Consider the following 14,093-nt stretch of genomic DNA (forward strand, 5'->3'; position numbering starts at 1 on the left):
ACTAATCTCTCGATTAGACAATTTTATCGCTCTCAAGACTGAAATTTAGTTCCGATAAGATCTGTAAAGCTGTATAGATCAAATCTAGCTTTAGATAATGATCTTGAAGTTACTTAGGCTTGGTTCTCTCCCAAAACCAAGATCAAAAGTCAGATTTTGCAAGTGAAAGATACTAGATACATTGATTGCTAAGTTATGTAACTAGCTCGATTGATTTTGCGCTTGTCCACTCAATTTGGGTGTAAAATTAATCATATATGCTATGACTTAATATATAGCATCAATAGAGATACGATATCTAAAGATCAAACCGATCACTTCGGCACAACTTAAGATAAAACATCTAAAAATCGAAGCAATGAATATGGTAGTTGAAAGAACTTTTTTCTTCATATGAGGTGCTTATGCGTACATTTCTAGTGGTTTTACTCACATCATATTACTTGGTTGGCTGCCAAGGAGCTGTAACACCTCCTCCACCATCTACACAACAGCTTATTCAAGATACGCCAAGTGGATGGGTTGGTTAAATTAAAAAGCCCCTTTGTTTAAGGGGCTTGTTTTTGAGCAATACTTGATAAAACATTCATAAAGAACCACTCAAGTCATGATCTTCATATTTTTACACGGCTTGTTCATCACGCTTAAAGACCAGCTCACCTTGAATTGAGCTCACTGCATCAAAATAATAACCATCGATGTTGAAAGATTTTAAATCTTCTACACGGTTTAATTGATTCTGAATGATATAACGTGCCATTAAACCACGTGCTTTTTTCGCGTAAAAACTAATGACTTTGTATTTGCCATTTTTCTGATCTAAGAATACAGGCTTGATAATTTCAGCCTTCACTTTACTTTCTTTCACAGATTTATAGTATTCATCTGAAGCCAAATTCACCAACAAATCTGAATTTGTCTCTTCTAAATCAGCATTCACCAATTGCGTAATCTTGTCACCCCAAAACTCATATAAATTATGACCACGTGCATTGGCTAATTTAGTACCCATTTCTAAACGATACGGCATCATTAAGTCCAAAGGACGCAATAAACCATAAAGACCAGACAACATACGTAAATGTGTTTGTGCAAATTCCAAATCTTGCAAAGTTAAATCATAAGCATCTAACCCTGTATAAACATCGCCTTTAAAAGCAAAAATGGCCTGACGAGCATTGGAAAAATTAAACTCAGGTTGCCACTCACGGAACCGTGCTACATTCAATTGTGCAATTTTTTCACTCACACTCATTAAACTGGCGATTTCTGAAGCAGACAGCTTACGACTTACGTCTATAAGTTGTTGTGAATGCTCTAATAGTCTTGGTAAAGTGTGTTGATCAGTTGGAAGTGCAGATTCATAATCTAAAGTCTTAGCAGGAGAAATTAAGGCGAGCATATACAATTTGATTAAAAAATAATTAAACAGACTATAACAGTAGACTAATTTTTTTTCCAATCTGTGTTTTTACTGATCATAATCGGTAAAATAGCGGATTCTCCTGCTATTAATCCATTTATCTTATGTCCGAGCAAATTTTCATTCCCGGTTCAGTGGGTCAAATTGAAGTTTTCGTTGATTACCCACAAGGCGAAGTGAAAGGATTCGCGGTAATTTGCCACCCCCATCCATTGCAAGGCGGTACGCCGCAACATAAAGTTCCAGCGCTTTTGGCTCAAATTTTAGTTGAAAATGGTTGTGTAGTTTATCGTCCAAGCTTCCGTGGTTCAGGTCAAAGTGAAGGTGTCCATGATGAAGGACACGGCGAAACTGACGATGTATTAAAAGTCATTCATCACGCACGTTTACAACATGCTGGCTTACCATTTTATGCAGGCGGTTTTAGCTTTGGTGCGCATGTCATGGCAAAATGCTACGACGCTTTACCAAGCGAACTCAAATCAATTCAAACTATTTTGTGCGGTTTGCCAACGGCGACTGTTGCAGGTGTACGCCATTATCAAACACCTGAACTTAAAGGAGATATTCTGTTTATTCACGGTGAAGCCGATGATGTAACTTTACTCTCAGACATGATTGCTTGGGCAAAACCACAGCGTCATTTAGTTACTGTTTTACCAGGTGCGAATCACTTCTTTACAGGCTATTTAAAGCAGTTACGTATTGCAATTTCACGTTTCTTATTAATTTAAGCTGTAATACGTTCGGGAAAGACATCATGATCATTCAAGGTGATTTCTTTCTCGAACCTATGCTCTCGTTGAATATTACTCATTGTATTTGATCTACTGGATTAAAATCGTGAATCAATCAAACAGATTCTTTTTTTCTATTTCCTAATTACTTTCTAGCTTTATTGCAGTACTTTTATTCGGCTAAATACCTATTTTTCTGCCTGAATTTCTTGATTAATGTATGATTAAACACGCCTCAATTCCCAATATCCATGCGACGAGAAATACCGCTTCACAAGTTTATTTTTTGGCATTTTATGCACATTATTATTTAAATAATTAATTGTACAATCAATACTTTAGCTCGCTATAGCTTTCCACTTTTAAATTTCAAAACTACGGTCAGATTTCTATGAAAACATTTTTTGGGGCAATTTTACTTGCCTTAGCTACCACATCAAGCTTTGCACAGGACATTACTGGTACTTGGCACTTTATTGATGACAAAACAGGTGAGCCTAAAGCCTTAGTAAAAATTGAAAAACAGTCAAATAATACTTACGCAGGTACTGTTCTCAAGCTGACACCACGTCCTGGTTATACACCAAAAGAATTTTGTACTCAGTGCCCTGCACCGTATACCAACAAACCAATTATCGGCATGCAAGTCATTACAGGCTTAAAGACGAATGATCATATAAATTATAGTAATGGTAAAATTATTGACCCTGTTTCTGGAAAGATTTATAGCTTAAAGGGTAAGGTTAGTGCGAATAGTAAAAAACTCTTTTTACGTGGCTATTTCGGTGTTTCTGCTGTAGGTCGTAGTCAAACTTGGGTACGTGTGGAGTAAACAATTACTTTTTCTATTTTTATTGAGTATCACATCTTTAAAATTGAGATAACGCAAATAATTTAAGAAAATGCTGAATGACCCATGATTCAGCATTTTTACTCATTTAAATACAACACATCCCTAAAAATTTTCGACCTAATTATAATCTTTATCCACATGACCATCACTGAGCCGTAATTCAACATAAGGGCATTTAGAATGTTCTAACTTATCTGATAATATTGTTACGTCTACTACTTCTAATTCTCTTTTATAAAATGCATCTGTCTGTGGCTTAGTCAAGCCATAACGAAGCAACCCACAATTAATTGGCTGTAAATCATCTCGCTTAAACATTTCAACTTGTAATGTATTTTCAAATATCACCAACACTGTATTCAGTTAATGATGCAACTGCAATATAATGTTCAGAACATAAAATTTGAGGGCTAAATACTTTTTTATTCAGAAAATTAATTTTTTTATTTTCAAATATAAAAATATTAAAAGATTCATTTACCCATTCACATTTTTCAATTAATTTTTCGGGTGCTTCAAATTTTTCCAAAGATACAAAACTACCAAATTTTCTATTTAAAGAAGATGAATCCAATTCAAATACTGAATTCAGTTCTTGCTCATACTGCTTAGGTTCATATGTACATCCATCATAGCCACCATTTGCCAAAAGAGTTTGCTGATATAAAATATGCTGATCTGCCTTACTAATAAGTTGAATAACTGTATGCATCGAATCAATATTCTTAGAGCGATAGATTACCGTTCCTTCCTTTTGAGTCGGATATCCTACAGCGATATTTCCTGAATTAAAATATCGTGTCCAAGAATATCCATTATCAATATAACGTGGAGGAAAATACAAAGCATGTTGGTTATTCTGTTTTAACTTACATTCAGCCTTTTTATTATTAGATTTTGGAACATCAATCGTTTTGTTAAAATCTAATTCAATCGTCTCATTGATTAAACTTGATAAATCCACAGTATCATTAGCTACTTTCTGCCCATTTAACCATCTATATGAATTGTTTTGCTGTACCTGAGTTAAAGTTGGTATTACATATTCACTATTCTTAGGGCGAAATAAATAATGTTTTAGACCTTCTTCTTTAAAGCCTGTTTGATATTTAGACACATAGGATTCATTTTGATAAATTTTAAAACTTAAAAATACAATAAATCCAATTCCTAGAACTAAGCCTATTTTATCCCAGAAAGGAGGTATTTTCGTTAATGCTAGCGCCAAGATTAAAAAGAATCCTGAATATAACCATATCACAGCACCCACATTAACTTTAATAATTGCTGTAGAAAATCCAATACACATAAGAACACATGTAATAACACCATACATCCATGCTTTGGATTCAAATGTTTCCAGCATCTCACTTTCTTTAAAATAGCATCTCACTGCTAATAAAAAAGTTAAATTTGCCCATACAGGAAACATTTGGGGAATAGGGACAATCAAAAAATGATATAAAATTGATGTCACCATGACGCCAAAACCAACCATACCATCAACAGCAGGCACGCACCACGATAGAAAAAATAAAAATATCGCAATGAAAATAGCTATTTTAGAAGACATCTTTTTATTCTTGTAGAAATATTGACTTAAATATTAACTATTACTCCACTTGAATTCACTGAAATTTTGATCTTTTTTTAATGTATTTTCAACGGCTTGTGCTAATTGATTCAATAAACTTTGCTCAGCAATTCGATCTAACCAGTCCTGATCTTCCGTTGGGTATGAGGTAATCTCACAAACCAAATGCCCTTCTTGATCTGAACTTTGACAGGTAATCGATAAAGGTAAAGCATGATTATCGACGCTTACAGCAACATGATCACCACTTTGTGGCAAGGTATGGAAGCCGTATTGACTGAGTTTGCCAACCAATAAATCTGCCACATATTCTTGTGTAATATGGCATTGGTTCCCTGCTACTACATGATGTTGATGCTGCTCGCAATTGGCAGTGAATTGTAATTTTCGCATAGCTCTACCCAAAGGCATTTTTGTTATATGGGTTTAGCATAAGCAATAAAAACAAAACAGCCAAGCATTTGCTTGGCTGTTCAATCATAAATAACTGACTTATTGAGTCACAAGTCTTATTCAGTCACCTGAATGGCTAAACCTGCTTGATTTGCAAGTTCAGTAAAGGTTGGGAAACTGGTTGCTACTGTTTCTGTACCCAAAATTTTGATCTCACCTGAACTACGTAAGCCCGCCATACTAAAGCTCATGGCAATACGGTGGTCATGGTGTGATTCAATTTCACCGCCTGCAAAGATTGCAGACCAATCTCCAGATTGACCTTTACCTTCAATGATGATGCCATCTTCTGTCGGTATACAGTCAATGCCCATGGTTTTCAGACCATCTGCCATCACTTGAATACGGTCAGATTCTTTCACACGCAATTCTGCTGCACCTGTCAGTACAGTTTGCCCTTCGGCACAAGCCGCAGCAATAAACAATGCTGGGAATTCATCAATTGCTAAAGGTACTTGGTCTTCAGGCATATGAATACCTTTTAAAGTACGACTACCGCGAATACGAATATCTGCAATAGGTTCACCACCTGCAATACGTTCATTTTCAACAGTAAGGTCAGCACCCATTTGTTTCAAAATTTCAATCACGCCCGTACGTGTTGGGTTAATGCCTACAGCTTCTAGTGTCACATCTGAACCTTCAGTAATTGCAGCACCCACCATAAAGAAAGCAGCGGAAGAAATATCTGAAGGTACCTGAATATCCGTACCCACTAACTTACCACCACCTTGCAGTGAAATACGATTGCCTTCAGTTTTCACGTCATAACCAAAAGCACGTAGCATACGCTCAGTATGATCACGTGTTGGCTCTGGTTCGGTCACAGAAGTTTCACCTGCTGCCCACAAACCCGCCAATAGAATACCTGATTTCACCTGAGCAGAAGCCATTGGTAAATCATAGTGAATGCCTTTTAATGGCTGGCTACCTGTAATTGATACTGGCGGTGTACCACGCTCACCTGTGGTCTGAATTTGTGCACCCATTTCACGTAAAGGTTTCGCAATACGCTCCATTGGACGTTTTGACAAAGAGGCATCACCCGTCATGACTGAATCAAATTTTTGCGCAGAAAGCATTCCCGACAAAAGGCGCATAGATGTACCTGAGTTGCCCATATACAACGCGCCAGCAGGAGCTTTAAGACCTTGCATGCCAACGCCATGAATGGTCACTTCACCATTTTTAGGACCTTCAATACTCACGCCCATATCACGGAAGGCTTGTAATGTTGCTAAAGCATCTTCACCTTCAAGAAAACCTGTTACATGTGTTATGCCTTCTGCAATCGCACCAAACATGATAGAGCGGTGAGACACAGACTTGTCTCCTGGCACGGTAAACTTACCTTGGAACGTTTTAGGGCCTGGTAAAATGGTAAATTGTTGTGTCACCTTATTTTTCTCCATCAGGGGTTTCTTGGCTAACATGTGATTGAAATGTTGTCGTGCAGCTTGAGCATTGCCAAGCAAACCCATTAAGGCTGGCGAATCTTCATCTTCAATCAGTTTTCTGAGTACAGCAAGTTGTTGTTCAAATCCATCTACAGCATTTAAAATGGCTTTTTTATTGGCAAAGAAGATGTCATGCCACATTTGCGGATCACTGGCCGCAATACGTGAGAAATCACGAAAACCACCCGCAGCATAACGGAAAATATCCAAATTATCAGCACGATTGGCCAATTGTTCGACTAAGTTAAATGCCATCAAATGCGGTAAATGACTGGTATGCGCCAACACTTCATCATGTTTTTCCACATCCATGCAAATGACTTCAGCTTTTGCCGCTTGCCAAAGGGTAATCAGTTTTTCAACCGCCCAAGGTGCACTGCTTGGAAGTGGTGTCAGAATGACTTTATGATGCGCAAATAAATCGACTTTACCTGCATGAACACCTGTATGTTCCGCGCCCGCAATTGGATGACCTGGTACAAAACCAGCAGGCAACTTTTCACCGTAAACGGCTTTGGCTGCATCAACAACATTCCCTTTGGTACTGCCTACATCAGTAATGATGCAATTTTCTGACAAATACGGCTTAATGGTAGCTAAAACTTTTTCTGTCGCTCGTACAGGCAAGGCAAGTACCACCAAATCGGCACCTTGCACAGCATCAACTGGATTAGTAAAACCTTCAGCAATTAAGCCTAAAGCTTTTGCATCATCCAAGGTCTTACTTGAACGTGTTGATGCGACAATTTGTTTCGCCAGTTTTTCAGCAACTATTACACGAGCCAGACTTGAACCAATCAGGCCAAGTCCAATAAATGCAACTTTTTCAAATAATGGCTGTGTCATCTTTTATGCTTTCGCCTCTAAACCCCACACTTTGGCAAGTGCATTTCAACGATATCTATATGCTTAAGTTTTTTTAACTTAAAAGTTTTTGTAAGCTGTCTCAGTATATCAATACATATTCCAAATTTTAGATTGGATTGAATATACGAGACAGCAACACCACCTTTTATGGCGAATGTTAGAGCACAGCGATTGGGTAAGAACCCAATACACGTACTTCTTTGACTAAAGGACGAATTTCTTCAATTGCCGCTTTCACATTTTCTTGTTCAATATGACCTTCAAGATCAATAAAGAACACATAAGCCCATTTCTCTGGAAGTGCAGGACGCGTTTCAATACTGGTCAAACTAATTTGATGTTTTGCAAAAGGAGCTAAAATTTCGAGTAAAGCTCCTGCACGATCATGTGCCGAAATCAGTAAAGAGGTTTTGTCATTACCACTTTGTGGCACTTTTTCACGACCAATGACCAAGAAACGTGTCGTGTTTTCTGGATTATCTTCAATGTTACTGTGTAGAATTTCTAACTCATAAATACTTGCAGCAACGTCCGATGCAATCGCAGCCGAATGCCATTCATTACGAATACGGCGCGCAGCTTCTGCATTTGAGTTGAGTGCAACACGTTCAACACCTGGATAATGTGCATCCAACCATTTACGGCATTGTGCCAAGGTTTGTTGATGTGCATAAATCTGTTTAATACTATCTTTACGGGTATTTTCAGAAATTAAGAATTGATGATGAATACGTAGTTCCACTTCACCAATCACATTTAATGTCGATGATTTAAAACAGTCTAAAGTATGGTTCACGACCCCTTCAGATGAGTTTTCGACTGGTACTAAACCGTAGTGTGCACTGCCCGCTTCAACTTCACGAAATACTTCATCAATCGTTGGTAAAGGACGAACCACCGCATCCTGACCAAAATGCTTAAGCACAGCCGAATGTGTAAATGTTCCCACAGGACCCAAAAAAGCAATGCTTTGCGGTGCTTCTAGTGCTAAGCATGCTGACATAATTTCACGGAATAAACGTGCCATTGTTACATCCGACAAAGGCCCTTCATTACGCTCCATGACATTACGCAGAACTTGTGCTTCACGTTCAGGACGGTAAAACATTGGATTCTCTTCAGAGGCAAACTTTGCTTTTGCTACTGCTTCAGCCAAGCGCGCGCGACGATTAATCAATTGTTGAATCTGTTGATCGACAGAATCAATATCTTCGCGAATCTTGGTCAAGTCCAGAGAAGTCGTAGTGTTTTGATCGTCGTTGATCATTGTTATTTCGCCCTTCGAAAACGTGAATGCCGACAGTATATCAAGAGTTCAATGAAATGGTAGGCAATAAAATCTGGTTTCATCCTGATTTCAACGCTATAGCCCGTAATATTTGCCAAAATCTAACTAAAGTTTGAGTTGTAGAATAGATAGAGCATCTGGCTTAGCGAGCTTGAGCATAGGATGGTTTGAGTATATGGGCTAACCCTCCATGAAACATCATTCTTAATACCGCACAACTTTGAAAATTGATGAATCACGTTATCTTTATTATTTTTTATTTAAAACATAGCACTAGAAAATTTCATTAAGAATATGACATGATCAAGGAATATTACTTTAGATCACAATTTAACCACAATTTAATATGACGTATTTCACAATTTGTCTGTTATTTTAAATTTAAAAATGCTATTCGGAGAATAAAAATGCCAAAAAGAATTGCAGTTTTAGTCACACATGACTTCGAAGATATGGAATATGTCGAACCTGTTGAAGCCTTTCGTGCTGCGAGTCATAGTGTAATCAATATTGAAAATAAAGCAGGCAATATTGTATACGGAAAAAAGCGCCGATATTCTGTCACTATAGATCAAGGCATTGATGATGTTACAGTACACGAATTTGATGCTTTGCTTATTCCTGGTGGCTATTCACCAGATCACTTAAGAGCAGATGAACGCTATGTTGATTTTGTCCGTCGTTTTGCGAATGCACAAAAACCGATTATGAGTATTTGTCATGGTCCACAATTACTGATTAACGCAGGCGTGGTAAAAGGTCGGCGTATGACCACCATGAAATCTGTCATTATTGATTTACTCAATGCAGGTGCAGTGTTTTACGACGAAGCCGTTGTAAATGACAATAACTTGTATATTTCTTCGCGCTCTCCAGAAGATTTACCCGCCTTTATTCGTGAAAGTTTGACTGTGCTCAAGCTTTAAGTCATTAAAAAGAGCCTTTCGGCTCTTTTATATTTTTAACGCCCAATCATTCCGCGTGCGACAATTTCTTTCATAATTTCGTTGGTTCCGCCATAAATCCGTTGAATTCGAGCATCGACAAAGAAGCGGGAAATTGGATATTCCGTCATATACCCATAACCACCAAACAATTGTAGTAATTGGTCTGCAACTTTCATTTGCATGTCGGTTGAAAAACTTTTGAGTGCTGCGGCCGTTTCCACATCAAGTTTACCTTGCGTATAAAGTTCTACATTTTGATTATAAAAAGCTGCTGTAGCCAGCTCATCAATTTTTGCCTGTGCCAAGACAAAACGCGTATTTTGAAATTGCCCAATCTTTTGTCCAAAAGCCTGACGTTCTTGTACGTATTGCGTGGTCACATCGAGTGCCCCACGAATAGCTCCTAAAGCCGTCGCGGCAATCGCTGTTCTTTCACGTGGCAACTCCTGCATAAGATAGTTAAATCCTTGCCCTGCTTGTCCCAATAACTGATCCTTAGGCACTTTCACATTATCAAAAAATAATTCTGAAGTATCCTGAGAATGTAAACCGATCTTGTCTAAATTGGTTCCTTTCTTAAATCCATCTAAATGGGTATCTAATAAAAGTAAAGACACCCCTTTAGCACGTGCTTGCGGATCTGTTTTCACGGCAAGGACCACGAGGTCCGCATGTTGTCCATTTGAAATAAAGGTTTTAGAACCATTCAGTACATAATGATTGTCTTGCAAAATAGCAGTGGTACGTATTGCCTGCAAATCTGAGCCAGCCCCTGGCTCAGTCATCCCAATCGCCCCCACGACTTCACCCGTTACCATTTTAGGTAACCAATATTGTTTCTGTTGTTCTGTGCCAATATGTAAAACATAAGGTGCAGCAATTTCAGAATGACATGAAATCGCAGTAGAAAGTGCACCATATCCTGCACGAGCAGATTCTTCCACCAACATTAAAGAATAATGGGTCGGTACACCATAGCCACCGTATTGCTCAGGTATATCTATACATAAAAACCCATTTTCACCCAGCTTGTTCCACACTGAGCGCGGCATAATGCCAGCTCGTTCCCATTGCTCATAGTCAGGGGCAATATGCTCTTGCATAAAACGTTTGAAATTGTCTTTAAAAAGTTCCAAATCTGCATCATGTGCTAACATCATTCTTCCTTTGTTGTTGTTTAATTTTTTGCTTTGTAATGCTAGGCAATTTATTGATTACTGTCATGTACATGTTATGTCTTATTCACGACAAAAAGGTCAACTCTATAAGCATAAAAAAAGGAAGCCGTAGCTTCCTTTTTTAATTCAAGATCACATTAAGCATGCGCTTGATTACCCTCATCCATCATTTGCTTGTCTACCTCTTCAGGGTTAGCCAAAGCAAAATCTAGTTTTTCCTTGTCGAGCTGACCCACCCATTTTGCAACCACAATAGTTGCTAACGAGTTACCCACCAAGTTGGTTAACGCACGAGCTTCAGACATGAAACGGTCAATACCTAAAATCAGTGCTAAACCAGCAACTGGGATATGACCTACCGCAGACAAAGTTGCAGCCATCACAATAAAGCCTGAACCCGTTACACCTGCAGCGCCTTTAGAAGAAATCAACAACACTAATAACAAAGTAATTTGGTGTGAAATATCTAATTGAGTATTGGTTGCTTGAGCGATAAATACCGCAGCCATGGTCAAGTAAATTGAAGTACCATCTAAGTTAAATGAATAACCTGTTGGAATCACCAGACCAACCACAGATTTTTCACAACCTGCAATTTCAAGTTTCTTCAACATACGTGGCAATACTGATTCTGAAGAAGAAGTCCCTAAAACGATTAATAATTCTTCGCGAATCATACGAATCATTTTTAAGATACTGAAACCACAGATACGGCTAATTGAACCCAATACAATGAAGATAAACAATAGACAGGTAATATAGAAGCAGATAATCAACTGAGCCAATTGCGCTAAGCTGCCAATACCATATTTACCAATAGTAAATGCCATTGCACCAAATGCACCGATAGGCGCAAGCTTCATAATCATATTTACAATATTGAAGAAGACATGCGAAATTTGGTCAATCAGCTTAAGAACTGGCTTACCAGAATCACCTAATTTGTGTAGTGCAAATCCAAATAAAATAGCGAATAACAATACTTGAAGAATTTCACCTTCAGCAAAAGCACCCACCACAGTATGTGGAATGATATTCATTAAGAAATCGACAGTACTTTGAGACTGACCTGATTCTACATATTTAGAAATACCTGACACATCTAAAGAGGCAGGGTCAATGTTCATACCTACACCTGGTTTAGCGATGTTAATCACCAATAAACCAATCAGTAGCGCAATAGTAGAAACGATTTCAAAATAAAGGAGAGCAATACCACCCGTTTTACCCACCGATTTCATACTTTCCATGCCAGCAATACCGCTAACAACTGTACAGAAAATCACTGGGGCGATGATCATTTTAATCAATCGAATAAATGCATCACCTAAAGGTTTCAGTTGTTCACCTAAACCTGGAACATATTGTTCGGCACCATTTACAATCTGGGTTCCACTTGGAGAGAAATGACCAACCAGAATACCTGCAATGATGGCAACAATCACTTGAAAATACAGTGATTTATAGATGGGTTTTTTAGCCATAGCGTTACTTCTAAACATATTTCTAGAACTAGAAACATCCAATATTAGTCTATTCCTAAGAATACACAGCCCTTAAAATTCCTTTTATAATCACTACAAAAGGCTATAGGTATTAAATCAGTCTTAATACCTTCTGATTAAACTAAATAATAATATCCGCGATTCCATCGCAGTTAGACTATTGAAAATGAATATTTTCAATATGATAGAAAAAACAACTCATAAGAAAAACTTAACAGTTTTCCTTATTCGGTTGAATTCTACCGAATTTTTGAACAGTAAATCTACATATATTTTTAAATTTGATTAAATTATATTCATTTTTTATTAGACATTAGTCGCATATCCAAACCATCATTTTCCTTCCTTTTACATCAAAATCTTTCTATTATCCATTTAAACATTCTCCCTCGAAACACGAAATTACACAGTGATCTAAGCAAATGACAACCAAAAGAAATTTATACAAAGATTTTGAGCATCCTTTTGCCCAATTTGTCCGTATTGTTGGTAAAGGAAAGAATGGTGCAAGATCACTCACTTATAATGAAGCCTATCAAGCATTCAAAATGATTTTGAACGATGAGGTCCTTGATGTGCAATTGGGGGCTTTTTTGATGCTATTACGTGTGAAGGAAGAATCTGTAGACGAATTGGCAGGTTTTGTACAAGCAACACGTGACACATTAAATTTTAAAGCTCTTGATATTGATCTGGATTGGTCTTCGTATGCAGGTAAGCGCAAGCATTATCCTTGGTTCTTATTGGCCGCATTAACGTTGGCACATCATGGCTATAAAATTGTCATGCATGGTGCATCTGGGCACACCTTAAATCGCGTGTATACCGAACAAGTACTTGAATATTTAGGTTTTCCTATCTGTCAGAATCAAGATGAGGTTGAGCAGCAACTACAACAATGTAATTTTGCCTATTTACCTTTAGAGGTTATTTCGCCCGTCCTGAGTGAGCTGATTGCATTACGCAATGTCATGGGATTACGCTCACCTATTCATACCCTAGCGCGACTAATTAATCCGTTTAACGCGAAAGCCACTTTACAAGCCATCTTCCATCCCGCCTATCGTAGCTCTCATCAACAAGCTGCTTTTAAACTTGGTTATCAAAACAGCGCTGTTATTAAAGGTGAAGGTGGTGAATTCGAGCGCAACCCTGATGCCAAGACACTAATTTGTGGCATTAAAGATGGGGAATTGTATGAGTACGAGCTCCCTAAACTGACAGAAAATCGAAGTCCCGTTGAGGAAGAACTTGATTTAGCTGTATTTAAATCTGTCTGGCAAGGTCAGCAACACCATGAATATGGTGAAATTGCGGTCATAGAAACCATGGGCATTGCCTTGTATACCATGCGAGTCTGTGAAAGTTATTCTGACGCAATGCTGAAAGCGAAAGAACTTTGGTCAAATCGCTTCTAAGCATGCCATTCCAATGTAATGACAAAATTTCTTAAACCAACAAAAAGGACTCAATCTAGAGTCCTTTTTCTATCTTAGCTATTTGCAAAACTTTTTGACTTAAACAAAACGAATTGGCTTAAATTCAGGTTCGTTTTTGTGATGATCATCATCGCACTCTTCACCTTCTTCTTTCGTGCCACGGTCAATATAACCGCTACGCTCAGTTTCTGGTAAATGCTTCATTTCCCACGCATACACAGCTTGCATACAAATTTCACGTTGCTCTTTGGTTAATGCAACACCATTTGGCCATTTACCAATTTCAATCGCAGTCTTTAAACGACCAACAATATCTGGATCAAGTACAGCCAGCATTTGTTCAATATTCATT

Annotated in this window: 13 protein-coding genes; 5 read left to right on the forward strand and 8 right to left on the reverse strand. The window is 37.9% G+C overall.

Annotation, left to right across the window (positions count from 1 at the left end; translation table 11 throughout):
- The first annotated feature begins 404 nt into the window (after positions 1-404).
- Positions 405-530: a hypothetical protein gene (locus F4W09_RS17390; RefSeq protein WP_016167484.1), complete on the forward strand. Its 126-nt coding sequence runs from the start codon at positions 405-407 to the stop codon at positions 528-530.
- 92 nt (positions 531-622) lie between these two features.
- Here the strand turns inward: F4W09_RS17390 and yaaA are convergent, their stop codons facing one another.
- Positions 623-1,402 carry a peroxide stress protein YaaA gene (gene yaaA, locus F4W09_RS03945; protein ID WP_151504091.1) on the reverse strand — a complete coding sequence of 260 codons (780 nt, stop codon included), beginning with the start codon at positions 1,400-1,402 and terminating at the stop codon, positions 623-625.
- Positions 1,403-1,527: 125 nt separating this feature from the next.
- Between yaaA and F4W09_RS03950 the strand changes: the two genes are divergently transcribed.
- Together F4W09_RS03950 and F4W09_RS03955 are read left to right on the forward strand one after the other, a co-directional pair.
- Complete coding sequence (locus F4W09_RS03950; RefSeq protein ID WP_016167482.1) at positions 1,528-2,157, forward strand: alpha/beta hydrolase; 630 nt, start codon at positions 1,528-1,530, stop codon at positions 2,155-2,157.
- Positions 2,158-2,551: 394 nt separating this feature from the next.
- Positions 2,552-2,992: a DUF2147 domain-containing protein gene (locus F4W09_RS03955; RefSeq protein WP_016167481.1), complete on the forward strand. Its 441-nt coding sequence runs from the start codon at positions 2,552-2,554 to the stop codon at positions 2,990-2,992.
- Between the two features lie 358 nt (positions 2,993-3,350).
- Here F4W09_RS03955 and F4W09_RS03960 read toward each other — a convergent pair whose 3' ends face one another.
- The 4 genes from F4W09_RS03960 to pheA form a co-directional block, all read right to left on the reverse strand.
- Positions 3,351-4,586: a hypothetical protein gene (locus tag F4W09_RS03960; RefSeq protein WP_151504092.1), complete on the reverse strand. Its 1,236-nt coding sequence runs from the start codon at positions 4,584-4,586 to the stop codon at positions 3,351-3,353.
- A gap of 33 nt (positions 4,587-4,619) precedes the next feature.
- A complete protein-coding gene (locus tag F4W09_RS03965; protein WP_026440979.1) occupies positions 4,620-5,000 on the reverse strand; it encodes a hypothetical protein in 381 nt (126 codons plus the stop codon).
- A 116-nt stretch (positions 5,001-5,116) separates the two neighbouring features.
- Entirely contained in the window at positions 5,117-7,363 is a 2,247-nt protein-coding gene (locus F4W09_RS03970) for a bifunctional prephenate dehydrogenase/3-phosphoshikimate 1-carboxyvinyltransferase (RefSeq protein ID WP_151504093.1), read from the reverse strand.
- A 178-nt stretch (positions 7,364-7,541) separates the two neighbouring features.
- Positions 7,542-8,651 (reverse strand): prephenate dehydratase, encoded by a 1,110-nt coding sequence (gene pheA, locus F4W09_RS03975; protein ID WP_016167477.1) that lies wholly within the window; start codon positions 8,649-8,651, stop codon positions 7,542-7,544.
- Positions 8,652-9,079: 428 nt separating this feature from the next.
- Between pheA and F4W09_RS03980 the strand changes: the two genes are divergently transcribed.
- A complete protein-coding gene (locus tag F4W09_RS03980) occupies positions 9,080-9,598 on the forward strand; it encodes a type 1 glutamine amidotransferase domain-containing protein (protein WP_151504094.1) in 519 nt (172 codons plus the stop codon).
- A 35-nt stretch (positions 9,599-9,633) separates the two neighbouring features.
- On the opposite strand, the gene F4W09_RS03985 is transcribed toward F4W09_RS03980, so the two are convergent.
- The gene (locus F4W09_RS03985) at positions 9,634-10,776 is read right to left on the reverse strand and encodes an acyl-CoA dehydrogenase family protein (protein ID WP_151504095.1); all 1,143 of its coding nucleotides are present in this window, start codon (positions 10,774-10,776) and stop codon (positions 9,634-9,636) included.
- Positions 10,777-10,934: 158 nt separating this feature from the next.
- Positions 10,935-12,281: a dicarboxylate/amino acid:cation symporter gene (locus F4W09_RS03990; protein ID WP_016167474.1), complete on the reverse strand. Its 1,347-nt coding sequence runs from the start codon at positions 12,279-12,281 to the stop codon at positions 10,935-10,937.
- Positions 12,282-12,724: 443 nt separating this feature from the next.
- Here F4W09_RS03990 and F4W09_RS03995 point away from each other — a divergent pair, with 443 nt between their 5' ends.
- Entirely contained in the window at positions 12,725-13,720 is a 996-nt protein-coding gene (locus tag F4W09_RS03995) for a glycosyl transferase family protein (protein WP_151504096.1), read from the forward strand.
- Between the two features lie 99 nt (positions 13,721-13,819).
- On the opposite strand, the gene F4W09_RS04000 is transcribed toward F4W09_RS03995, so the two are convergent.
- The gene (locus F4W09_RS04000; protein WP_016167472.1) at positions 13,820-14,092 is read right to left on the reverse strand and encodes a YeaC family protein; all 273 of its coding nucleotides are present in this window, start codon (positions 14,090-14,092) and stop codon (positions 13,820-13,822) included.
- Between the last annotated feature and the right edge of the window lies 1 nt (position 14,093).

Source organism: Acinetobacter tandoii (assembly GCF_008867985.1).
Lineage (GTDB): Bacteria > Pseudomonadota > Gammaproteobacteria > Pseudomonadales > Moraxellaceae > Acinetobacter > Acinetobacter tandoii.